At 70.5% G+C, this 22,401-nt stretch carries 18 protein-coding genes and 1 pseudogene; 4 read left to right on the forward strand and 15 right to left on the reverse strand.

What is annotated here, in order from left to right; genetic code table 11:
- Nucleotides 1-64: 64 nt before the first annotated feature.
- Entirely contained in the window at nt 65-1,432 is a 1,368-nt protein-coding gene (locus C9I47_RS13430) for a serine hydrolase domain-containing protein (RefSeq protein WP_190238513.1), read from the forward strand.
- Between the two features lie 9 nt (nt 1,433-1,441).
- Here the strand turns inward: C9I47_RS13430 and C9I47_RS13435 are convergent, their stop codons facing one another.
- The 10 genes from C9I47_RS13435 to nudE form a co-directional block, all read right to left on the reverse strand.
- The gene (locus C9I47_RS13435; protein ID WP_111267197.1) at nt 1,442-2,677 is read right to left on the reverse strand and encodes an ABC transporter permease; all 1,236 of its coding nucleotides are present in this window, start codon (nt 2,675-2,677) and stop codon (nt 1,442-1,444) included.
- Nucleotides 2,678-2,885: 208 nt separating this feature from the next.
- On the reverse strand, nt 2,886-3,551 hold the full coding sequence (locus C9I47_RS13440; protein ID WP_223250139.1) for an ABC transporter ATP-binding protein: 666 nt from the start codon (nt 3,549-3,551) through the stop codon (nt 2,886-2,888).
- Between the two features lie 35 nt (nt 3,552-3,586).
- The gene (locus tag C9I47_RS13445) at nt 3,587-5,116 is read right to left on the reverse strand and encodes an efflux RND transporter periplasmic adaptor subunit (RefSeq protein ID WP_111267199.1); all 1,530 of its coding nucleotides are present in this window, start codon (nt 5,114-5,116) and stop codon (nt 3,587-3,589) included.
- 153 nt (nt 5,117-5,269) lie between these two features.
- Entirely contained in the window at nt 5,270-6,547 is a 1,278-nt protein-coding gene (locus C9I47_RS13450; protein ID WP_111267200.1) for a sensor histidine kinase, read from the reverse strand.
- Nucleotides 6,548-6,571: 24 nt separating this feature from the next.
- Nucleotides 6,572-7,282: a response regulator transcription factor gene (locus tag C9I47_RS13455; protein ID WP_111267201.1), complete on the reverse strand. Its 711-nt coding sequence runs from the start codon at nt 7,280-7,282 to the stop codon at nt 6,572-6,574.
- A gap of 162 nt (nt 7,283-7,444) precedes the next feature.
- The gene (locus C9I47_RS13460; protein WP_111267202.1) at nt 7,445-7,750 is read right to left on the reverse strand and encodes a DUF962 domain-containing protein; all 306 of its coding nucleotides are present in this window, start codon (nt 7,748-7,750) and stop codon (nt 7,445-7,447) included.
- A complete protein-coding gene (locus C9I47_RS13465; RefSeq protein ID WP_111267203.1) occupies nt 7,750-8,097 on the reverse strand; it encodes a hypothetical protein in 348 nt (115 codons plus the stop codon). Before C9I47_RS13465 ends, C9I47_RS13460 begins: the two co-directional genes overlap by 1 nt.
- 56 nt (nt 8,098-8,153) lie before the next feature.
- On the reverse strand, nt 8,154-8,972 hold the full coding sequence (mazG, locus tag C9I47_RS13470) for a nucleoside triphosphate pyrophosphohydrolase (protein WP_111267204.1): 819 nt from the start codon (nt 8,970-8,972) through the stop codon (nt 8,154-8,156).
- An 85-nt stretch (nt 8,973-9,057) separates the two neighbouring features.
- Nucleotides 9,058-9,861, reverse strand: a complete 804-nt coding sequence (gene cysQ, locus C9I47_RS13475; RefSeq protein ID WP_111267205.1) for a 3'(2'),5'-bisphosphate nucleotidase CysQ — start codon at nt 9,859-9,861, stop codon at nt 9,058-9,060.
- Nucleotides 9,862-9,922: 61 nt separating this feature from the next.
- Entirely contained in the window at nt 9,923-10,474 is a 552-nt protein-coding gene (nudE, locus tag C9I47_RS13480; protein WP_111267206.1) for an ADP compounds hydrolase NudE, read from the reverse strand.
- A 77-nt stretch (nt 10,475-10,551) separates the two neighbouring features.
- On the opposite strand from nudE, the gene bioA reads away from it, so the two are divergent.
- A complete protein-coding gene (gene bioA, locus C9I47_RS13485) occupies nt 10,552-12,015 on the forward strand; it encodes an adenosylmethionine--8-amino-7-oxononanoate transaminase (RefSeq protein ID WP_111267207.1) in 1,464 nt (487 codons plus the stop codon).
- Nucleotides 12,012-12,749, forward strand: coding sequence for a 16S rRNA (uracil(1498)-N(3))-methyltransferase (locus tag C9I47_RS13490; protein ID WP_111267208.1), 738 nt, complete (start codon nt 12,012-12,014; stop codon nt 12,747-12,749). Before bioA ends, C9I47_RS13490 begins: the two co-directional genes overlap by 4 nt.
- A gap of 114 nt (nt 12,750-12,863) precedes the next feature.
- On the opposite strand, the gene C9I47_RS13495 is transcribed toward C9I47_RS13490, so the two are convergent.
- From C9I47_RS13495 to C9I47_RS18280, 4 genes are read right to left on the reverse strand one after another with little or no spacing between them, the layout of a single operon-like run.
- On the reverse strand, nt 12,864-13,925 hold the full coding sequence (locus C9I47_RS13495; RefSeq protein ID WP_111267209.1) for an acyltransferase family protein: 1,062 nt from the start codon (nt 13,923-13,925) through the stop codon (nt 12,864-12,866).
- Between the two features lie 51 nt (nt 13,926-13,976).
- Complete coding sequence (locus C9I47_RS13500) at nt 13,977-14,474, reverse strand: chemotaxis protein CheW (protein ID WP_111267210.1); 498 nt, start codon at nt 14,472-14,474, stop codon at nt 13,977-13,979.
- Nucleotides 14,475-14,498: 24 nt separating this feature from the next.
- Nucleotides 14,499-16,250, reverse strand: a complete 1,752-nt coding sequence (locus C9I47_RS13505; protein WP_111267211.1) for a chemotaxis protein CheB — start codon at nt 16,248-16,250, stop codon at nt 14,499-14,501.
- Nucleotides 16,243-18,648, reverse strand: a complete 2,406-nt coding sequence (locus tag C9I47_RS18280) for a response regulator (protein ID WP_223250380.1) — start codon at nt 18,646-18,648, stop codon at nt 16,243-16,245. The genes C9I47_RS13505 and C9I47_RS18280 overlap by 8 nt, the downstream gene beginning before the upstream one ends.
- Here C9I47_RS18280 and C9I47_RS18285 point away from each other — a divergent pair.
- Nucleotides 18,636-19,400: a pentapeptide repeat-containing protein gene (locus C9I47_RS18285; RefSeq protein ID WP_223250381.1), complete on the forward strand. Its 765-nt coding sequence runs from the start codon at nt 18,636-18,638 to the stop codon at nt 19,398-19,400. The genes C9I47_RS18280 and C9I47_RS18285 overlap by 13 nt on opposite strands.
- 775 nt (nt 19,401-20,175) lie before the next feature.
- Here the strand turns inward: C9I47_RS18285 and C9I47_RS18290 are convergent.
- Nucleotides 20,176-22,389 (reverse strand): annotated as a pseudogene (locus tag C9I47_RS18290) (Hpt domain-containing protein); the annotation flags it as partial.
- Nucleotides 22,390-22,401: the final 12 nt, after the last annotated feature.

Here is a 22,401-nt window from a genome sequence, read left to right on the forward strand (position 1 = left end):
GCATCGGACGCCCGTCACCCGGACGGACCGCGCGGTCCGTCCGGGCCTGCTGGAGGTTGGAGTCATGAAGCGCGTCGCTGTTGTGTTGCTGGCCGCCGCCTGCGCGCCGGTCTGGGCATCGGAGGCCGGCAAACCGTCCTTGCAATCGCTGGTCGCCGGCACCAGCGAAGCGGGCGCGCCGGGCTGCGCGGTCGGACTGTTCCGGGACGGCCAGGCCGATCGGATGGCCTTCGCCGGACTCGCCGATGTCGACGCCGGCCGGCCGATCGACGGCGACACCCTGTTCTACGCGGCGTCGGTGTCGAAGCAGTTCACCGCGCTGGCGGTCGCGCAACTGGTGGCCGACGGCAAGCTGTCGCTGGACGACGACGTCCGCGAGTTCATCCCGGAGCTGCCGCGGTACAGCGCTCCGGTCACCCTGTCGATGCTGCTGCACCACACCTCAGGCGTCCGCGACTTCCTGTCGCTGATCCGCATGGCCGGACTGGGCAGCGCCTCCGGCAACACCCGCGAGACGGCGCTGGAACTGCTGTACCGCCAGCAGACCACCAACTTCGCTCCAGGCACGCAGTACCTGTACTCCAACGGCGGCTACCTGCTGCTGGCCGAAGTGGTCGCGCGGGTCAGCGGCGAGTCCTTCCCCGACTATCTCAAGCGCCACGTGCTCGATCCGCTGGGCATGCGGCGAAGCCACATCCTGCAGGGCGACGCCGAGGGCGGCAACGTTGCCCATGGCTACATCGACCAGGCGGGGGCGTTCGTCGTCCGCGACACCTACCCGCGCTTCGGCGGGTCCGGCGGCTTGATGACCTCGATCAACGACCTCGCCCGCTACCAGGCCGATCTCGCCAGCGGGCATGTCGTCTGGACCGCCGAGATCCGCCGCATCCTGCTGAAGCCCGGCACCCTGCTCGACGGCAGCGTCGCCCTGCATCCGAAGCAGCAGCTGGCCTATGCCGGCGGTCTGCTGGTCGGAGAACGCGGCGGCCAGCGGGTGATCCAGCACGGCGGATCGGCCGAGGCCTTCCGCAGCGCCTTCGCCCACCTGCCCGACGCCGGCATCGGCGTCGCGGTGCTGTGCAACCGCGGCGACCGCAACGCCCAGGCCCTGGGCGAACAGGCGCTCGCCCTGTACGGGGTGGCACTTGGAAACACGGAGTCGGCCGCGGACGCCACAACGATCCATCCCGGCCGCTATCGCGCGGACGAGCTTGAGGCTTCCTACGAGGTCGGCTTCGAGGGCGAACGCCTGATCCTGCGCATCCACTCCGACCATGCCGGGACGGCGCCGGTGACGATGGCGTTCGAGCGCGAGGAGGACGGCCGCTACGTCGGCAAGAGCTTCTCGATCTCGCCGGCGCCGGACGGCCGCGGCCTGACGCTGGGCTCGAGCCGCGCCTACGGCATCCTCGCCCGCCCGGTCGCGCCCTGAGCGCCGCGCCTACTGCTGCCGCAACGCCTCGATCGGATCCAGCTGCGAGGCCTTGCGCGCCGGGTAGTAGCCGAAGAACAGGCCGGTGCAGATCGAGAAGCCGGCCGCCAGCCCGATCACCTGGCCGTTGAGCGCCACCGGCAACGAGCCGATACGGCCGACCACCAGCGCCCCGACCACGCCGATCGCGATGCCGAGCACGCCGCCGATCAGCGAGATCAGCATCGCCTCGGCGAGGAACTGCCGGCGCACGTCGGAGGGGCCGGCACCGACCGCCATGCGCAGGCCGATCTCGCGGATCCGCTCGGTCACCGACACCAGCATGATGTTCATGATGCCGATGCCGCCGACCACCAGCGAGATCGTCGCCACCGCGCCCAGCAGCAGCGACATCAGCCGCGTGGTCGCGGTACGGGTCTCGATGATCTCGGCGATGTTGCGGACCCGGAAGTCGTCCTCGGCACCGGGCTGGATGCGATGGCGCTGGCGCAACAGCGCCTCGACCTCGCCCTGCACGTAGGACAGGTCGTCGGCGTCGGCGACCCCGAGCGCGATCTGCTGGACCGCGCCCGGCGGCAGCGCCATCGCGCCCATCAGCCGCCGGCGCGCGGTCTCCAGCGGCACCAGCAGGATGTCGTCCTGATCCTGACCCCACCCCCCCTGCCCCTTGGGCTTGAGCGTGGCGATCACGGTGAACGGCACCCGGCCGACGCGCAGGGTCTGACCGATCGGGTCGCTGTCGCCGAACAGCTCGCGGCGCAGGGTTTCGCCGATGATCACCGACTTGGCCGCGCTGGAATAGTCGCGCGCTTCGAACGCGGCGCCGCTGGCGATCTCCCAGCTCTCGATCGAGAAGAAGTCCGGCTGCACGCCCTGCCACTGGGTCGACCAGTTGTTCTCGGCGAACACGACCTGGGTACCGCCGCGCAGCGACGCGGCGACGTACTCGACCTCGGGAATGTCGCGGCGGATCGCGTCGGCATCGCCCTCGTTGATGGTGAAGAAGCTGCTCGAACTCATCCGCACGCCCCCCATCGGCCGGCCCGCGCCGGGGCTGATGTCGAGGCGGTTCGAACCCAGCCCTGACACCAGCTTGTCGATCTCGGCCTGGGTGCCCTGGCCGACCGAGACCATCACGATCACCGCGGCGATGCCGATGATCACGCCCAGCGAGGTCAGCGCGCTGCGCAGCCAGTTGCCGCGCAGGGCGAAGGCGGCGGTGCGCAGGACTTCGAGCAGGTTCATGCGTACATATCTCCAGATACCTCAGCCTCGGATGCCGTCCCTGGCGCGACACCCCTGTACTCCAACCACCGGCCCGGCCTTGCTCGGCTTCGCATCCTGCTTCGCGAGACAAGTCCGGGGCGCACCTCCATGTGCGCCCGCCGCTTGCGATGCAAGCAGCCCATGGCCGGGCGCTCATCACCGCAGCCGGTGCCGACGGGGCACGGCCTCACGCGGTGATTCGCCCATCATGCATCTCCATCACCCGGTCGCAGTGCGCCGCGACCCCGGGGTCGTGGGTGATCAGGACCACCGTCTGGCCGTCGTCCTGCAGGCGCTTGAACAAGGCCAGGATCTCCTCGCCGGTACGGCTGTCGAGCGCGCCGGTGGGCTCGTCGGCCAGCAGGATCGAAGGCCGGTTGACCAGCGCGCGGGCGATCGCGACACGTTGCTGCTGGCCGCCGGACAGCTCGCTGGGCCGGTGCCCGGCACGCTCGGCCAGGCCGACCGCGGCCAGCGCTTCCTGCGCACGCTGCAGGCGCTGCGGGCGTGGGATGCCGGCATAGCCCATCGGCATCGCCACGTTCTCCAGCGCACTCATCCGGCCCAGCAGGTTGAAGCCCTGGAACACGAAGCCGATCCGCTCCAGCCGCAGTTGCGCGCGTTGCTCGGCATCGAGGCTGGCGACATCGGTGCCACCGCACAGGTACTGGCCGCTGCTGGGCGTATCCAGACAACCGATCAGGTTCATCAGGGTCGACTTGCCCGAGCCCGACGGTCCCATGATCGACACCAGTTCGCCGGACCCGATGCGCATGTCGACATCGCGCAGCGCGATCACCTCGGCCGGGGTGCCGGCCGCGTAGACCTTGCCCAGGCCGATGGTCTGGATCACGGCCGGAGCATCCTCCCGGGTATCCGTCACCGCATTCATTGGGCGCCGCGCTCGCGGCCGGTGACCACCGCATCGCCGTCGGCGATGTCGCCGGACACCTCGGTCCAGCTGCCGTCGCTGGCGCCGACGCGCACCGCCACCGCTTCGATCCGGCCGTCGCGCAACCGGTACAACGGCGCGCGGCGCGCGCCGACCAGGGCCGTCAGCTCGGCATCCCACCGCGCCCGCTGACCCTCGTCGAGCGATGCGCGGAACGCCTCGAACTGCTGGTTGAAGCGCTCGACCATGCGCTGGCGCAGCGCGCCATCCATCCCGCCGCTGCCGGCCGAACCGCCGCCCCCCGGACCGCCACGGCCACGACCGCCGCCGAACAGCACGCTGCCGCCGCCCTGATCGCCCGCCGCCGCGGCCTCGCGCCGGGCCTGCGCACGCTCGCGCATCGCCGCCAGCGCGGTATCGAAAAGACCTTTCTGTCCGGCCTCGAGATCGAGTGCCGCCGCGATCCGCGGCAACTCGTCCTGCATGCCGGAGCGCCGCGACGGCGCCGCCGGCGTCGCCAACTCGCCGTCGTCGGGGCGGTAGCGCAGCGCCGCGTTCGGCACCCGCAGCACGTCGTCGCGGCTCTCCACCTCGATCTCGGCATTGGCGGTCATGCCCGGCAGCAACAACTGCTCGCGGTTGTCGACCGAGACCACGACCGGATAGGTGATCACGTTGCTGGTGTTGGTCGCCGACAGCCGCACCTGCTGCACTTCGCCGCGGAAGCGGCGATCCGGAAACGCGTCGACGGTGAAGGCCACCGCCTGCCCGGGCTTGACCTGGCCGATGTCGGCCTCGTCGATGGCGAGCACGATCTCCATCTTCGACAGGTCCTCGGCGATCTGGAACAGCACCGGTGCCTGCAGGCTGGCGGCGACGGTCTGGCCCGGTTCGATCGAACGGGTCAGCACCACGCCGTCGACCGGCGAGCGGATCACCGTGCGATCGAGGTTGAGCCGCGCGGTCCGGGTCGAGGCGATCTGCTGATCGATCTGCGCGCGCGCCGAGGCGACCTGGGCCAGCGCCTGATCGCGGGCGGCCAGGGCGAGGTCGGCATCGCTGCGCGCGACCAACTGGCGGCCGACCAGCGCGCTCTTGCGCCGGTAGTCGGCCTCGGCGTTGGCCAGGGCCGCCTGCGCGGTGGCGAGGCTGGCGCGGGCGCTGGCGACCGAGGCGTCGCCCTGGGCGATCTGCGCCTGATAGGTGCTCGGATCGATGCGCGCGATCACCTGGCCCTTGTCGACATGATCGTTGTAGTCGGCCAGCACCTCGGTGACCTGGCCGGAAATCTGGCTGCCGACATCGACCGTGGATATCGCCGACAGGCTGCCGGTCGCCGATATCCCGACCCGGATGCTGCCCTGCTCCACCTGCGCGCTGCGATAGGCCGAGGACGACGCTTCCGCGCTGCGCTGCCTCAGGTAGTAACCGCCCGCGGCCAGCGCGGCGACGACGACGGCGATCGTGCCGAGGCGGCCCCAGGAACGACGGCGGGAGGTGACGGGGGAACGGGAGGAAGCGCTCATCAGGCGGCCGGACCGGATCGATGCGGGAAAGGTATCGGCTTCAACGCCCGCCCGGCGGGAGCGTTGACAGGCCCGGTCCGCGCCGCGCCGCGGATTCAGCCCGGGGACAGCCGTGGATGCCCGTCGTCCGGTCCGGCACGGGCACCGGAACGCCTACAGCTCGAAGTGGATCGTGGCCACGGTGCCTTCGCCCGGCGCGCTGTGCAACGCGACCGGCCAGCCGAAGCGGTCGCCGAGCCGGCGCACGATCGACAGCCCCATGCCGCGGCCGTCGCGCTCGGGGTCGACCCGGTAGAACGGGTCGAACACCCGCGCCAGCGCCTCGCGGCTCATGCCGATCCCGGTATCTCGCACCTCGATGCGGTCGGGGTGGACCTGCACGTCGATCCGCCCGCTCTCGGTGAAGCGGACCGCATTGCTGAGCAGGTTGCCGAGCATCACGTTGAGGACGTTGGGCGGCGCGTACAGGCGCGGCGCGCCGCGGTCGTCGACGGTCAGCTCGACCGGACGCCCCTCCAGCAACGGCAGCACCCGATCGACCTCGTGGCGGACCACGTCGATGACCTCGAACTCCTCGCTCTGGGGGGCGATCTCGGCCTCGCGCGCGAGGATCAGGAAGGCCTCGATGACCGACTCCATGTCGCGTCCGGCGCGCTGGATCCGGCTCAGCGAGCGCCGCGTCTGCACGCTGGCCTCCGGATCGGCCAGCATCAGGTCGGCGGCGACCCGGATCACGGTCAGCGGCGTGCGCAGCTCGTGACTGGCATCGCGGGTGAAGTCGCGCTCGCGGGTGACGAACTCCTCGACCCGACCGGCCAGGCCACGCAGCGCGCGCGCCAGGGAACGCACTTCGCGACCGGCGTCGACCGGCAGTTCGTCGCTGGCGATCGCCTCGGTATCGGGCGAGCGCGGATCCCAGCGCGAGACGATGTTGGCCAGCCAGCTGACCGGCGATACCAGGCGTTTGGAGGTGCGGTAACTCAGCCACGAGATCACCGCGATCGTCAGCATCGCCAGCAACAGGCTGGACAGGCCGGTCAGCAGGATCGCCAGCTCGATGTCGCCGGCCGCCAGTTGCAGGTACAGCGTGCCCTCGGAGCGCCGGTCCACGTACACGCTCAGCCGCCGCGACGGCAGCCAGTGCAGCCCTTCGGACAGGGCCTGGAATCCCTCGGGCAGCGTGTGCTCGGGTCTGGACGCATCGCCCAGATCGAGGAAGCTTTCCATGTTCGAGGTCATCGGCAGCGGATGCGCCGGATCCCGCTCCCGCTGCGACCAGTAGGCCTCGGCCTCGGCCTGCATCCGGTGATGCAGGATGCCGTGGCGCACCGCCATGCCCAGCAGCACGATGCCCATCGCGATCAGCAGACTGCTGATCAGCGCCTGGAGGACGAACACCAGTTTGATCTGGCGCGGCAGGCCGTGCGACATGGTGGCGGGTGACCGGAGGCGCCGTCAGTCCGGCGACTGCGAGATGTCCGCGATCCGATAGCCCGCACTCTGCACGGTATGCAGCAGCTGCTTGTCGAACGGCTTGTCGATGGTCTTGCGCAGGTTGTACAGATGGCTGCGCAGGGTGTCGGAATCGGGCAGGCCATTGCCCCAGATCTCGCGTTCGATCTCCTGCCGGCTGACCACCCGCGGCGACTCGCGCATCAGGATCGTCAGCAGGCGCAGGCCGATCGGCGACAGCTGCAGCTCGTTGCCGCCGCGGGTCACCCGCAGGCTGGCCGGGTCCAGTACCAGGTCGGCGACCTTCAGCACCTCGCCGCCGACCTGGCGGCGCTCGCGGCGGATCAGCGCGCGCAGGCGGGCCTCCAGTTCCTGGATCGCGAACGGCTTGGTCAGGTAATCGTCGGCCCCCACCGACAGCCCGCTGAGCTTTTCGTCGAGGGTGTCGCGCGCGGTCAGCATCAGCACCGGGGTCGACTTGCGGGCTTCCTCGCGCAGACGCTTGCAGACCTCGATGCCGTCCATCCGCGGCAGCATCAGGTCGAGCACGATCACGTCGTAGTTGTTGTCGGTCGCCAGACGGTAGGCGTCCACACCATCGGCGGCGTAATCGACCTCGAATCCGCGCCCCTCGAGGTATTCGCCGACCATCTCGGAGATGTTGCGATTGTCCTCGACGATCAGGACCAACCCGCCCTCGCGTGTGCCTTGCATACCAGCTCCTGCGTCTTCAGTTTCGTGAAGGCTGCCTTCGACAAGGTCGATGCCCTGTGAAAGCAGCCGCCAGATTCGGTCAAATCCCCCACTCCAGGCTGAACGCCGCGACCGTGAACCTCCATCACCGCGGGCAGCGACCACCCGCGTGTGACACGGCTCTCAGAACCGGATTTTCCCGGTCAGGATGTCCCTGAACATCACCCAGTCGCCGGCGAACGAATAGAACGGGTGACTGAAGGTCGCCGGACGGTTCTTCTCGAAGAAGAAATGACCGACCCAGGCGCATCCGTACCCGCACAACAGCGCCGCCAGCAGCCACCAGGCGTTGGCCTGGACGATCGCGACGGCGACCAGCGCCAGCACCCCGCAGCTGCCGACGAAGTGCAACCGGCGGCTGGTGCGGTCGCGATGTTCGTCCAGATAGAACGGATAGAACTCGCGGAAGCTGTTGAAACGTCTCGCCATCAGCCTATCTCAAGCACGGTTTCAGGCGCGTTGCGGCCGGCCTCACCATAGCGCAGGCGGACGCTGGGGTGCTTGAGCAGCCCGCTGGACAGCAGCATCGGGCGCACGCTCTCCAGCAGACGGTCGGCGTCGGGGCCGTACAGGAAGAAGGCGCCGTCGCTGCCGTTCTCGGCCACCTCGTGACCGTCGTACTCGCCGGTCCCGGCCTTGCGCACCGCCTCGCGCAGGCTCTCGCCCAGGGTCAGCAGCGGTGTCAGATCCCGCGACCCGTAATCGAAGGAGACGATCACCGCGTGTTCGCCCGCGGCCTGTCTGCGCCTGCCGAACAGTTTCGACCACCAGCTCATAAGCCCCCCGCCATGATGCTCAGTGATTGGATTGTCCCGGCAGCGGGACGGCGGCCTCATTCGCCCGCCTTGGCCCGCTCCCAGTAACCATCCTGCGCGTCCAGGCCCAGCTTCTCAAGAGGGGTGCCGTCGGCGGCGGCCATCGCCTCCATCGCCCGGAACCTGCGCTCGAACTTGAGATTGGCACGGCGCAACGCGCTGCCGACGTCGACTCCGCCGTGACGGGCGACATTGGCGGCGACGAACAGCAGGTCGCCGATCTCCTCCTCCAGCCGTGCCTGCGCGGCGGTGTCGGCGGGTGGCTTGCCGTCCGCGTCGAACTCGGCGCGGACCTCGCCGACCTCCTCTTCCAGCTTGGCCAGGACCGGGTCGATGCCGGGCCAGTCGAAGCCGACCCGGGCCGCGCGCTTCTGCAGCTTCACCGCCCGCTGCCACTCGGGCAGACCGCGCGCGATGCCGGCCAGGGCCGAGCCGTCGGTGTCGCCGTTGCGCTCGCGTTCGCGCCGCTTCTGCGCTTCCCAGGCCTCGGTCTGCGCCCGCGCATCCTCGACCGAGGCGTCCCCGAACACATGCGGGTGGCGACGCACCATCTTGTCGTTGATCGCGGCGACGACATCGGCGAAGGCAAACGCGCCCTGCTCTTCGGCCATGCGCGCGTGGAACACCACCTGCAGCAGCAGGTCGCCGAGTTCGTCCTTCAGATCGGCCATATCGCCGCGGTCGATCGCATCGGCGACCTCGTAGGCCTCCTCGATCGTGTACGGCGCGATGCTGGCGAAGTCCTGCTCGACGTCCCATGGGCAACCGCGTTGCGGGTCGCGCAGGCGCGCCATGATCTCGAGCAGGCGGTCGATGTCGTGGCTTTCCTCAGTCATGTCTCGCTTCAGCCATGTTTCACTCCGGGAGCGCGTCCGCCGTCGATGGCGATGCGTGCGCGGACGGCGGATGCCGGCCGGCGCGCTAGGCGCCCTCGCCGGCCCAATCGCGCCAGGGCAGCCGCGGATCGCCCAGGGCGATGAAGCGGCCGTTGAGCAGGGTGTCGCGCTGGTTGTAGCGGAACGGCCGCCCCTGCGGATCGAGCACGACGCCGCCGGCGCCCTCCAGCACGCACTGGCCGGCCGCGGTATCCCATTCGCTGGTCGGTCCGAAGCGGGGATAGACGTCCATGCCGCCCTCGGCGATCCGGCAGAACTTCAGCGAGGACCCCAGCCCGATCGGCTCGACCTCGCCCATCCGCGCAATGAAGGCCTCGGTGTGTTCGTCGCGATGGGAGCGGCTGGCGGCGACCTTGAGCGGCGGCGAGGCCGGCCGACGCGTCTGCAGCGCGACATCGGCGCCGTGCTCGCGGCGGAACGCGCCCAGCTCGAGGCCGCCGTGCCAGGCCACCGCGGTCACCGGTGCCTGCACCACTCCGAACACCGGAACGCCATCCTCGACCAGGGCGATGTTGACGGTGAACTCGCCATTGCGCTTGACGAACTCGCGGGTACCGTCGAGCGGGTCCACCACCCACAGTCGCGGCCAGCCGCGCCGGCGCTCCAGCGGCACTTCATCGGCGGACTCTTCCGACAACACCGGGATATCCGGGGTCAGCTCGGCCAGGCCGGCGACGATGCAGCGGTGCGCGGCCAGGTCGGCGGCGGTCAGCGGCGAACGGTCGTCCTTGTGCTGGACCGCGAATTCGCTGTCGTAGACCTCCAGGATCGCCTCGGCGGCGCGATAGGCCAGCCGGATCACCTGCTCGCGCAGCTCATTGGGAATCATCGGACTCGGATCTCCTTCCAGATGTCGGGTGTTGACGTGGACCGGGGCGTCGAGTGCGGCGTCATGCCGCCTGCATCCGCAGCCACTCGCGGGCGATGAACAGCGCCGCGATCGAGCGTCCTTCCGAGAAGTCCTCGCGCAGGATCAGCTCGTGCAGCGCATCGAGCTTCCACGGCACCACCTCCAGCTCCTCCGGCTCGTCGCCGGGCAGGCGCTCGGGGTACAGGTCGCGGGCGACCACCAGATGCGCCTCATGGCTCATGTAGGTCGGCGCCAGGGTCAACGCCCTCAGCACGGTCAGCGAACGGGCACCGTAGCCGGCCTCTTCCTTCAGCTCGCGGTCGGCCGCCTGCAACGGCGTCTCGCCGGCGTCGATGCGGCCCTTGACCAGGCCCAGCTCGTAGCGGTGGACGCCGGCGGCGTACTCGCGGACCAGCAGCACGGTCTCCGCGTCCAGCATCGGCACCACCACCACCGCGCCATGGCCGCGCCCGTGCAGGCGTTCGTAGCGGCGCCGCTCGCCGTTGCTGAACTCCAGGTCCAGCCGTTCGAGACGGTACGGACCGGCATCGTGCTCGGTGATGCCATGGATGGTCGGCAGACGGCGGCTCACGGCGTCGCACCGGCGGTGCGGCCGCGACGGTCGGGCGCGATTCGGGAAAACGGGGCGACAGGCACGATAATGGCGGAATGGACAAGAACGATCACGATTCCGCGATGCTAGCAGAGGCCGGCGTCGAAACCGCCCGTCGATGGCGCCAGCGCGACCTCGCCGTGCTCTGGCACCCCTGCACGCAGATGCGCGAGCACCTGCACGGCGGCAACGACACCGGCGAGGACGGCCTGATGCCGCTGCTGCCGATCGCGCGCGGGCAGGGCCCCTGGCTGATCGGGCGCGATGGCCGCCGTTACCTGGACGCGATCAGCAGTTGGTGGACCAACATCTTCGGACATGCCGAGCCGCGCATCGCCGCCGCCATCGCCGAGCAGGCGTCGACGCTGGAACACGTGATCCTGGCCGGCTGCTCGCACGCACCGGCGGTCGAGCTGGCCGAGCGGCTGCTGGCGATCGCGCCGCGCGAGGGCAAGCGCGCGCCGCTGTCGAAGGTGTTCTACGCCGACAACGGCTCGGCCGGGGTCGAGGTGGCGCTGAAGATGGCCTTCCACTGGTTCCGCAACCGCGGCATCGAGGGCAGGACCCGGTTCATCGCGCTGGAGGGCGGCTATCACGGCGAGACCCTGGGCGCGCTGGCGGTCGGCGACATCCCGCTGTACCGCCGGGTGTACGCACCGCTGCTGGCCGAGGCGCTGTTCGCGCCCTCCCCCGACGCCTACCTGTGCGAACCGGGCGAGACCGCCGCCGACCGCGCCCGCCGTGCCGCCGATGCACTGCGCGAACTGCTCGAGCGCCATGCCGGCGAGGTCTGCGCGCTGATCCTGGAACCGCGTCTGCAATGCGCCGGCGGCATGCGCATGCACGACCCCTTGTATCTGAAGCTGGCGCGCGAGCTGTGCGACGCTCACGGCGTGTTCCTGATCGCCGACGAGATCGCGGCGGGCTTCGGCCGCACCGGCACCATGTTCGCCTGCGAGCAGGCCGGGATCGCGCCGGACTTCCTGTGCCTGTCCAAGGGCCTGACCGGCGGCTCGCTGCCGCTGGCGGCAGTACTGACCACCGACTCCGTCTACGAGGGCTTCCTCGACGAATCCCGCGAAAAGGCCTTCCTGCACTCGCACAGCTACACCGGCAACCCGCTGGCCTGCGCCGCCGCGCTGGCGACCCTGTCGATCTTCGAGCAGGACCGGGTGATTGTCCGCAACCGCGCGACCGCCGAGCGCATGGCCGCGCTGGCGGCGCCGCTGCGCGAGCACCGCCACGTCGCCGACGTGCGCCAGGCCGGAATGGTGGTCGCGTTCGAGCTGACCCGCAACGGCGACAAGGCCACGCCGTTCGAGCCGGCGCGGCGGATCGGCCTGCACGCCTACCGCGCGGCCCTGGCCAACGGCGGCGCCAGCGACGGCGTGCTGCTGCGCCCGCTTGGCGACGTGCTGTACTGGATGCCGCCTTACTGCATCGACGAGGAGGCGCTGGAGCTGCTCGCCGCCACCACCGTCGCCGCGATCGACGCCGCCATCGACGGGGCCGGACAATGAGGCTGACCCGCGTCCATGTCGACGCCGCGCTCGCGCCGGGGCAGGAACTGGCGCTGCCGGAAGGCGCGGCGGCGCACCTGGTGCGGGTGCTGCGGCTCGGCGTCGGCGATGCCTGCGTGCTGTTCAACGGCGACGGCAACGACTACGACGCCCGAATCGTCGCCGCCGGCAAGCGCGAGCTGCGGGTCGCGGTCGGAGCCGCCACCGCGGTCGACCGCGAGTCGCCGTTGTCGATCGTGCTGCTGCAGGGCGTCGCCCGCGGCGAGAAGATGGACCTGATCCTGCAGAAGGCGACCGAACTCGGCGTCGCCGCGGTGGTGCCGCTGTGGTCGCAGCGCAGCGAGGTCAGGCTCGACGGCGCGCGCGCCGAGAAGCGCTTGGCCCACTGGCGCAGCGTGGTCGCCTCGGCCTGCGAGCAGAGCGGTCGGACACGGGTACCGCCGGTCGCGGTGGCCGCGCCCCTGGATCAGGCGTTGGCGGCGTTGCCCGACGGCGGCCTGCGGCTGACCCTCGACCCCGAAGGCGACGCCGCCCTGCCCAGGCTCGCGCCGCCGGCGGCGTCGACCGTGGTGCTGGCGGTCGGTCCGGAGGGCGGCTGGTCGCCACGCGACCGCGAGCAGTTGCAGGCGGCCGGCTTCGACGGCCTGCGACTGGGCCCGCGGATCCTGCGCACCGAGACCGCCGGCCTGGCCGCGATCGCCGCGCTGCAGGCGCGCTTCGGCGACTTCCGCTGAGCGCTCCGCGCTGACCTTGCCCCGCCAGACCTCGCCCTGCCAGACCTTGCCCTGCCAGACCTTGCCCGCTCAGACCTTGCCCGCTCAGACCTTGCCCGCTCAGACCTTGCCCGCTCAGACCTTGAAGTAGATCCGACGGGCATCCAGCCAGCGCACCACGCCCCACCACAACGCGACGAAGACCAGCGCGTAGGCCAGCGATGGCAGGTACGGTCCGAAGCGTGGCGTCATCCAGTCGGCGAAGCCGTGCCGGTACAGCGGTTCCAGCCAGCCTGCCGCGACCAGTCCGTACAGCATGAACGCCGAACCGGCATAGGCGGCGATCGCGTTGACGCCGAACGCGCGGCCCAGCGGCGGGCCGCCGCGCACATCGACCCGCCAGTGGCACAACGCCAGCAACGCGCAGGCCAGCCCTCCGGACCACAACACGTAGGACGGCGTCCACAGGTTCTTGTTCAACGGCAGCCACGTGGCCCAGGCCGCGCCCGCCGCCAGCAATACGATCGCCGCAAGCGGCAGCCGCTTCGCATGACCGAGCCGCAGCCAGTCGCCGGCGCGCAGGCCCAGCAGGGTCGTCGCCAACGCTCCCAGCGTGCTGACCAGACCCTCGGGATCGTGGCCGCGGCCGCCGATTGCCTCGTACTCGTAGAGGTGCACGCCCAGCACGGCGGTGTCGATGCGGCTGGCGATGTTGTCCAGCGGCGCCAGCGAGCCGCCCCACCCCAGCAGTCCGGCGTAGCCGGCCAGCAGCGCCAGCAGCAAGACCCACTGCGATCGCGCCGGCAACCACAGCGCGACCGCGGCCGCCGCCAGGTAGCACAGGCCGATCCGTTGCAGCACGCCCATCACCCGGTAGTGCTCGAGGTCGAACGCCCACCACGCGCATAGATGCAGCAACAGGCCCAGCCCGACGATGCGCGCGGCGCGCGCCGCCACCGGCGGCAACAGGTCGGCGGACGCGACACCCTTGTCCAGCTGGCGCCCGAGCGCCAGGCTCAACGAGACACCGACGATGAACAGGAACAGCGGAAAGATCAGGTCGGTCGCGGTGAAGCCGTGCCAGTGGGCATGCAGCAACGGCGCGTAGACATGGCCCCAGTCACCGGGATTGTTGACCAGCAGCATCGCCGCGACGGTGAGCCCGCGCAGCGCGTCGACCGAAGCCAGTCGCGGCATCGGCGCGGGCGGAGCGGTCGCCAACGCGGCCAGGTGCCCGTTGCCGCCGGCTCAGGCGGCCTGGCGGGACAGCGCCTCGACGATCCGCGCCTCGACGAAGGCCAGGTCCGGCAGCAGGGCCGGCTCGTCGTTGTGCAGCACGCGTGCCTGGACGCCGTCGGGCAGGCCTTCCTGGTCGGCCTCGACACCCAGGCCGGCGCGGCTGACCGTCACCAGACGCGGGAAGCCCTGCGCCACGATCGCGAAGTACGGCGCGCGCGGATTGCCGCCCAGCGCCTTCAGTACCACCACCTTGCTGCCCAGGCCCGGCTGCTCGCCGGCGATGCCGGCCAGGGCCGAGAACCCCACCAGCGGCACCTTCCAGCCATGCCAGCGGATGCGTCCGAGCAACCAGTCCGGCGCGTCGGCCAACGGCTCCGGCGGCGCATAGGACAGCACCTCGGCGATGGTCGCGTTGGGCAGCAACAACCTCGCCCGGGCCACCTGGATCAGCACGCCGCGAATGTCATTGGCCGGCGCCGCGACCGGGTTGGAACGGGAATCGGACATTACTGCTTCCTCGGCGATACGGTCTTAACCGGGCCAGCGCTCGGCCAGGCGTTGTGCAAGGTCGGTCGGCGCCGCGAGGTCGCCTCCGCGGGCGGCCAGCTGCTCGGGCGCGGCCGGGTCGTAACAGCCCTCGGCCGATTGTCCGGCCACCAGCGCCCCTCCCACTCGGTGCTTGAGCACGGCGTCGACATCGGCCGGATCGCTGCCACTGAGCAGCAGCACGGCGCTGTCTGCCGACGGCAGCGCCGGCAGAATCTGGCCTTCGCCGACGAAGCGCATTCCGTCGGCGGCGGTCTCGATGCCGAGCCCCGCGGGCAGCACGTAGACGAAGCCGGCCATCGCCATGCGTCCCGGCTCGGCCAGGTGCACCGGCAGGGTCGTCGCCCGCTGCATCTGCGCGACCAGACGATCGTAACGGCCGCCGTCGAGCCGCTGCTGCACCAGCACCGGGCGCGGGAAATCGACCGGCAGCGCACCAAGCAACTGACGCACCGCGTCCGGGCCGCCGATTCCGGCCAGCACCAGCACCGCACCGGGCAGGCGCGCGTCGACATGGTCCTCGACCAGCTCCAGCGACGCGATGCGCTGGTCCAGGTCCGCGAGATCGCGGCCGAAGCGCTCGTCGTCGGCGCGCGCATCGGCCGGGGCGTAACTGCCGTTGCCGTCGTCGAGGGTCAGCTCGCCGAAGGTCGAAGCGGACACCGGAACGGCAGCGGCAGGCGCCTCCGCGGCGGATTGTTCCGCCGCAGCTGCCGTCGTGTCGATGGTCTCGCTGCCCGCCGCCGCGTCGCTTTCCTGCTGCGGTTCCAGCGACAGACTGCGCAGATGCTCGTCGAGGCCGAAGCTCGGCTCAGCGGGCGCCTTCGGCGCCGTTCCGCTCTGCGCACCGTCATCGAAGACGATATCGAAGCCACCGCTTTCACTGTCGTTTTCGCTGAACTCCAGATCGCCGTTGTCGTCGGACTCGACGGCGCTGGCATCGAAGCTGATCTCGAAGCCCGACGTCGCTTCGTCCGGGCTGCCCGCATCGGCGGCATCCTCGGCGTTCACCGGGTCGAAAGCGTAGCCGGCCTGCGGACGCGCCGGGCCGGCCTCGTCCGCGGCCGCTTCGATCGGCGGCGGCGGCGGCACTTCAGGCGACGCGGCGGTTTCGAACGGAGCCGCCTCGAATGCGGTGGTTTCGACGTTGAATGCGGTGGTTTCGACCTTGGTGGTTTCAAGCGTGCTGCTTTCGACCGGGCCGGCTTCAATCGCGGGAGCGGCCGGGTCGGCGGCACCTACGGGCGCCGGCGACGAACGCTCCGGTTCCGGCACGTCGAAACCGTCGACGGCACCGGCGACGGGATCGAACGCCGCGTAATCCTCGTCGCTGACCTCCGGCACGCTGCTCAGGCGCAACGCGGGCTCGTCGTGGGCGCCGTCGGGGCGCGGCGGCAGCACCCGATCGTGGCCCTGCAACTTGGCCAGCAGATGGCGCTTCCAGCGCGCCGCCTCCCAGCCCTCACGCGCGGCGGCAAGCTCGGCCTCTTCGTAGATGACGTCGATACCCGGATTGCCGAGCACCGATTCGAAACGCTCCAGCGCGTCCTCGATGTCCGGGTCCAGTGCGACGAGCACCACTTCCGGACTGGCCTGGGTCAGCGACTCGACCGCGATCTGGGTCGGATCGCCCTGCAACACGCTCTCGATGCCGGCCTCGGCCAGCAGGCTCCGCAGCCGTTCGCCGGCTGCGGGGTGGCGCACGAGCAGGGCTACGCGGCGTACGGGCTCAGTCATTCTTCTGCTCGATGCCCAGCAGTTCGTATACGTTCCGCAACAGCTCCGCCTCCTGATAGGGCTTGCCCAGGTAGCGGTTGACGCCGATCTCCATCGCGCGCTGGCGGTGCTTCTCGCCGGTACGCGAGGTGATCATCACGATCGGCACGTCGCGCAGGCGCGCTTCGCCCTTCATCTGCGTGGCCAGCTCATAGCCGTCCATGCGCGGCATCTCGATGTCGAGCAGCATCAGGTCCGGCACCATCTCGGCCATCCGCTCCAGCGCGTCGACACCGTCCTTGGCGGTGGCGACCTCGAAGCCCTGGCGCTCGAGCACGCGACCGGTGACCTTGCGCATGGTGACCGAATCGTCGACCACCATCACCAGCGGCACCCGCCGCGTCTCCGCCACCTGCGGCGGTTCGATCGCGACATCGCGCGGCAAGGCGTTGCGGCGACGCACCAGCGGCGCCACGTCGAGGATCACCACCACGCGGCCGTCGCCCATGATGGTCGCGCCGAAGATGCCGGGCACCGAGGCGACCTGCGGACCGACCGTCTTCACCACGATCTCGCGGTTGCCGATGACCTGGTCGACGCAGACCGCCGCGCGCAGGTCGCCGGAACGGATCAGCAACACCGGCATCTGCAGGTGGCCCTCGGCCTTGGCCGGACCGTGTCCGATCAGCTCGCCGAGGTCGTGCACGGCGTAGTCCTCGCCGCCGTACTCGTAGCTCGGCGACTCGCTTTCCAGCACATCGCGGGCAACGCGACCCACGCCCTGCACCGAAGCGATCGGCACCGCGAACGAGGTCTCGCCGACCTTGACGAACACCGCCTGGGTGACCGCCAGCGTCTGCGGCAGGCGCAGGGTGAAGGTGACGCCCTTGCCCGGCACCGAATGGATGTCGAGGCTGCCGCCGAGCTGATGGACCTCGCTGGCGACCACGTCCATGCCGACGCCGCGGCCGGCCAGGCGGCTGACCTCGTTGGCGGTCGAGAAGCCCGGCTCGAGGATCAGCATGTCCAGCTCGCTGTCGGCGAGCACGGCGTTCTCGCCGACCAGGCCGCGCTCGACGCCGCGCTTGCGGATCGCATCGCGATCCAGGCCGCGGCCGTCGTCGCCGACCACCAGCACGACTTCCGAGCCCTCGCGGCGCACCGCGATACGGATGCTGCCTTCCTCGGACTTGCCGGCCTGCTTGCGCTCGGCCGGAGCCTCCAGGCCATGCGCGACCGCGTTGCGGAGCATGTGCTCCAGCGGCGCGGTCATGCGTTCGAGCACGTTGCGATCGAGTTCGCCCTGCGAGCCTTCCAGCTTCAACTGGACCTGCTTGCCCAGCTCGCCGGAGGCCTGACGGACCACCCGGCGCAGGCGCGGCAGCATCGAGTCGATCGGCACCATGCGCGTGCGCATGAGGCCTTCCTGCAGTTCCGAGCTGACCCGCGACTGTTGCAGCAGCAGGGTCTCGTACTGGCGGGTCAGATCGTCCAGGGTCTGCTGCAGGCTGCCCTGGTCGTTGGCCGACTCGGACAACGCGCGCGACAGCTGCTGGAGGGTCGAGAAGCGGTCCAGCTCGAGCGGATCGAATGCCTGCTCGGCGCTGTCCGCCTCGCGCTGGTAGCGCGCGACGATCTGCGCCTCGGTCTCGATCTCGAGGCGGCGCAACTGATCGCGCATACGGGTGTTGGTCTGCGCCATTTCGGCAATCGCGCCGCGGAACGCGCCCAGCTGCTGTTCCAGACGGGCACGGTAGATCGCGACCTCGCCGGCGTAGTTGACCAGGCGATCGAGCAGGTCGGCACGGATCCGGACCTGCTCCTGCGGAGCGCGGGCAGTGATCTCGTCGTCGTCGCCGAGCACATCCTCGCTGATCGGAGCCGACAGCGGACGCAGCGGCTGCGCCGGCTCGCTCGCGGCAACGGTCGAACTCTCGGCTCCGGCTTCGGTCGCGATCGGCTCCGCATCGGTCGCGACCAGGGTGGTGGTGCCGCGGGCGCGCGCCTCGAACTCGGCGATCATCGCCTCCGGCATCGCGATCGACTGGCGTTCGCCGACCCGGGTAATCATCGCGTGCAGACGGTCGAAGCCCTGCTCCAGCAGCGGCACGCCATCGCGACCCAGCGCCTGCCGCTGTTCGGCCACCGCCTCCAGCAGCGACTCCATCACGTGGCCCAGTTCGCCCACGGCCATGATGCCGGCCATGCGCGCACCGCCCTTGAGCGTGTGCAGGTCGCGCTGCAGGCCGATCAGCGCATCGCGATCGTCGGTCGCCTCGCGCAGGCGCGCGAGCAGACCATCGGAGTGATCGAGCAGATCGCCGCCTTCCTCGACGAAGATGTCGACGAGCTCGATGTCCAGCTCGCTGACATCGAGCGGCTGGTCCGGATCCGACTCCACCGCCAATGCGGCCAGCATCGCGTGGGTCGCCGCCGGCGCAGGCTCGGGGACGCTTGCCGCCGCGACCGCCTGCCGGGCCTGCTCGGCATACTCGGCTTCCAGGCGCGCGTACTCGGCGGCCTCCTCGGCCTCGCGGCGCCTGGCTTCCGCGCGCTCGGCTTCGAGACGCTCTGCCTCGAGACGGGCCGCCTCAACACGTTCGGCTTCGATGCGCTCGGCTTCGACACGGGCCGCTTCGGCACGCTCGGCTTCCGCGCGCTCGGCTTCGAGACGGGCCGCTTCGGCGCGCTCGGCTTCGGCACGCTCGGCTTCGAGACGGGCCGCTTCGGCGCGCTCGGCTTCGGCACGCTCGGCTTCGAGACGGGCCGCTTCGGCGCGCTCGGCTTCGAGACGGGCCGCCTCGGCACGCTCGGCTTCGATGCGCTCGGCCTCGATACGGGCCGCCTCGGCGCGTTCGGCTTCGGCTCGCTCGGTTTCAGCGCGCTCGACTTCGAGGCGCTCTGCCTCAAGGCGCTCGGCTTCGAGCCGCTCGGACTCGACACGCTCGGCAGCCCGACGTTCGGCTTCGACGCGTTCGGCCTCGGCCTGCTCGATGGTCGCGCGCTCGGCCCGCAGACGCTCGATCTCCAGGCGCTCGGCCGACTGCCGCTCGGTTTCCTGCCGCTCGGCTTCGATACGGGCGGCCTCGGCCAGCTCCTGCTCCACGGCCGCGCTCGGCCGCAGCAGGTTCTGCGGAATCGCATCCTCGGCGCGATCGGCGAACCCGCTGAGGTCCAGCGAGTCCAGCTCGACCTCGTTCGCGGTACCGGTTGTACCGGCGGCGGGACCCGGCTCGACCAGCTCCGGCGGTGCGGCCTGGACATTCGGAAGCGCGTCGCGCAACGCGGCGACGCGAGCCGACAGCCCCTCGAACACCGGCACGCGCGGCGAAGGCGTCTTCAACGCGGCCAGGGTGCTGCGGATCGCGTCGGCAACCGCCGAGAGCGCCGCGACGCCCTCGGCGCCGACACCCCCGCCCTGCGCGAGCAGGCGCTTGACATAACCTTCGGCGGGACCGGTGATCTCGGTGATCACCGGCACTTCGGTCATCGCGAACGCGCCGTTGAGCGTGTGGATCGCGCGTTGCAGGGCATCGTTGGCCGGCTGCGGCGCGGCCTGCGCGCTCTCGATCCAGGTTTCGATGGTCGACAGGTGGCCGGTGACCTCGGCATCGAGGATCTCCAGCAACACCGCGTCGACCGAGGCCGGCACGCCCTCGGGCGGCGCCTGCGCCGGCACGTCGGCATCGGCCTCCCCGCTGCTGGCCTGATCCTGCGCCACGGGCTCGTCGACGACGGGCTCGTCGACCGTGGACGAATCGCCCGCAGACTCGGCTGCCGGAGGCGCCTCGGCCTCCGGCTGCTGGACATCGGCCACCACCGGCGCGGTATAGAACGCTTCCTCGCCCGCGGCAATGCGGTCGGCGACCTCGGCCATGGCGTCGAGATCGGCGGTGACGCCGGCCGAGCCCTCCAGCGCCGCCCGCAACTGCGGCAGCGTCTCGAATGCCTGCTGGACGATCGCCACCACCGCCGGGCTCGCCTTGCGGCCATGATCGGCGTCGAGCACGCGGTTGAGCATGCTCTCGATCTTCCAGCTGAACTCGCCCAGCGCGCGCGCGCCGACCAGTCGTCCGCTGCCCTTGAGGGTATGGAACACGCGCCGGATCGGGCGCAGGCGCTCCATGTTGTCGGGCTCTTCCTGCCAGACCGGCAGCAGCGCACCGAGATTCGCCATCTCCTCGACCAGCTCTTCGAGGAAGACCTCGCGAATCTCGTCGTCGATGTCCTCGTTCTGCTCGAAGCCGCCCTCGGCGCCGCTGATCGGCCCCTGCGCCGCCGGTGCGGTGCTGGCGGTCGGCTCGGGCGTCGCCAACGACGACGTGGCCACCGGCTTCGGCGTCGCCGCCGGTCCGGAGACGATGTCCTGCGACATGACCCCGGCCAGCGCCTGCGACACCGCCTGGCGGGTCTCCTCGTCGATGCCGACGGCACCGGGCACGTCGCCGGCGGCGACATGGTCGGCACCGTCCGGAACCGGCCAGTAGCCCAGCGCCTCCAGGCTCTGGCGGGCGATGTCGAGTATCCGGTCGCGGTTGGGGCGTTGCTCGCGCACCGCCTCCAGGTAGTACTCCAGGCTGGCCAGGGTGTCGGCCATGGTGTCGAGCTGCGGACCGCTGGGGACCCGCCGCTTGCCGAGCAGCTCGGCCTCGGTGTAGCGCCGCAGCCCGATCAGGTATTCGCTGGGCAGCGGCAGTTCCAGCATCCGCATCGCGCCGCTGACCTCATCCAGCAGGCGCGGTACTTCGACCAGCTCGTCGTGGCTCCAGTTGGTCTCCACGAAGGCGACGAACGACTGCCTGGCGTCGCTGAAATTGGCGATCGCCTCGCGCACGACCACGTCGAGCACGCGTCGCGACTCGCTGGCGAGCAGGCTGTCCTCGGCGACCTTCTCGTCGACGTGGCCCAACCGCGAGACCTGGTCGTCGAGGGTCGCGTCCACGTACAGCAGCGCGCCGGCGACGTCGAGCAGCACGCCCTCGTCGGCCGCGCGCTCGCCGGCAACGACCTGGCGCAGCGTGTCGCGGTGCTGGACCACGACGTTGCGCGCCATCCCCAGCCCCATCATGCCGAGGGTATCGGCGACGCTGGTCAGCACGTCGACCTGCGGAGCGAGGTCGGACACGTCGTTCTGGTTGGTGCGCAGGTACAGGTCGAGCGCGTCCTTGACCCGCAGCAGGTCCTCCTTGATCGCCGCCGACACGGTATCGAGCAGCTCGCGATTGCGTCCGCTCAGGCTGCCGCGGGCATGTTCGAGCTCCGATTCGCTGGGCAGCTGGGCGTCGAGGTCGAAGGTCTTGCGCAGCCCGTCCAGTCCGGGATGAACCGCCGAACTGTGGGCGACGTGGTAGAGCAGCTGCCGGGTCGGTTCCGCCGCGGGCGTGCTGCGGGGACCGCTGAAATCGTCGCCCTCGAGCATCTGCCGGGCTTCGCGCTCGACGCCGCCAAAGGCCTGGCGCAGGGCGCGGGTCGGTTCCTGGGCGCCGTCGCGGATCGCGCAGGCCACCGAATGGGCGACCCACAGCATCCGCCGCAGGCGTTCGACGGTGACGTCGGACAACAGTCCGTCGATCGCCGCGACCAGGGCCGCCGGATCGGCGGGACTGCCATTCTCCGGCCAGTTGGACAGCACCTGGCGGAATGCGCCCAGGTGCGACGCCGATTCGGCCTCGCTGACCGTACCGGACACCGGCATCGGCAGGCTGTCGGGCAGCGGCCGGTCGAGATTGGGCGCGAACAGCACGCTCTCGTTCAAGCCCACCTCGCCGCGGGTCGCACGCAGCTCGTTGAGCAGCGGCAGCAGCACGATCGGAATGTCGCGATGGCCGCCCTGCAGGCGCTCCAGATAATCCGGCAGCTGCACGGCGCCGCGCATCAGCACGGCGCAGGCCTCGTCGCGGTTGTCGATCTCGCCGTGCAGCAGCGCCAGGGACAGGCGCTCCATCTCCTCGGCGACCATCGCCGGGGCGTACAGCTCGACCATCCTCAGGGTGCCGTGCACCTGATGCAGGTGGGCGGCGCAGCTGCGCATCCGCGAGGTGTCGGCCTGGTTCTCGGCAAAGGCCTCGATCTCCTCGCGCGCCTGACTCAGGGTCTGGTCGAGCTCGGGCTTGATCCAACCAAGCGTGGTGGTATCGATCGCATCGCTCATCACGGTCATGCCCGCCCCTCC

The organism is Marilutibacter maris, from assembly GCF_003233695.1.
GTDB lineage: Bacteria > Pseudomonadota > Gammaproteobacteria > Xanthomonadales > Xanthomonadaceae > Marilutibacter > Marilutibacter maris.

Excerpts from the sequence above, each read along its gene's own strand:
- C9I47_RS13465 (WP_111267203.1), bottom strand. The coding sequence starts at position 8,097 with ATGAGCTGGTGGTCGAAACTGTTCGGCAGGCGCAGACAGGCCGCGGGC.
- C9I47_RS13505 (WP_111267211.1), bottom strand. The coding sequence starts at position 16,250 with ATGACTGAGCCCGTACGCCGCGTAGCCCTGCTCGTGCGCCACCCCGCA.
- mazG (WP_111267204.1), bottom strand. The coding sequence starts at position 8,972 with ATGACTGAGGAAAGCCACGACATCGACCGCCTGCTCGAGATCATGGCG.
- C9I47_RS13455 (WP_111267201.1), bottom strand. The coding sequence starts at position 7,282 with ATGCAAGGCACACGCGAGGGCGGGTTGGTCCTGATCGTCGAGGACAAT.
- C9I47_RS13445 (WP_111267199.1), bottom strand. The coding sequence starts at position 5,116 with ATGAGCGCTTCCTCCCGTTCCCCCGTCACCTCCCGCCGTCGTTCCTGG.
- C9I47_RS18280 (WP_223250380.1), bottom strand. The coding sequence starts at position 18,648 with ATGCTGGCCGCATTGGCGGTGGAGTCGGATCCGGACCAGCCGCTCGAT.
- C9I47_RS13460 (WP_111267202.1), bottom strand. The coding sequence starts at position 7,750 with ATGGCGAGACGTTTCAACAGCTTCCGCGAGTTCTATCCGTTCTATCTG.
- C9I47_RS13450 (WP_111267200.1), bottom strand. The coding sequence starts at position 6,547 with ATGTCGCACGGCCTGCCGCGCCAGATCAAACTGGTGTTCGTCCTCCAG.
- C9I47_RS13435 (WP_111267197.1), bottom strand. The coding sequence starts at position 2,677 with ATGAACCTGCTCGAAGTCCTGCGCACCGCCGCCTTCGCCCTGCGCGGC.
- C9I47_RS13490 (WP_111267208.1), top strand. The coding sequence starts at position 12,012 with ATGAGGCTGACCCGCGTCCATGTCGACGCCGCGCTCGCGCCGGGGCAG.
- bioA (WP_111267207.1), top strand. The coding sequence starts at position 10,552 with ATGGACAAGAACGATCACGATTCCGCGATGCTAGCAGAGGCCGGCGTC.
- C9I47_RS13500 (WP_111267210.1), bottom strand. The coding sequence starts at position 14,474 with ATGTCCGATTCCCGTTCCAACCCGGTCGCGGCGCCGGCCAATGACATT.
- cysQ (WP_111267205.1), bottom strand. The coding sequence starts at position 9,861 with ATGATTCCCAATGAGCTGCGCGAGCAGGTGATCCGGCTGGCCTATCGC.
- C9I47_RS13430 (WP_190238513.1), top strand. The coding sequence starts at position 65 with ATGAAGCGCGTCGCTGTTGTGTTGCTGGCCGCCGCCTGCGCGCCGGTC.
- C9I47_RS13495 (WP_111267209.1), bottom strand. The coding sequence starts at position 13,925 with ATGCCGCGACTGGCTTCGGTCGACGCGCTGCGCGGGCTCACCGTCGCG.
- C9I47_RS18285 (WP_223250381.1), top strand. The coding sequence starts at position 18,636 with ATGCGGCCAGCATCGCGTGGGTCGCCGCCGGCGCAGGCTCGGGGACGC.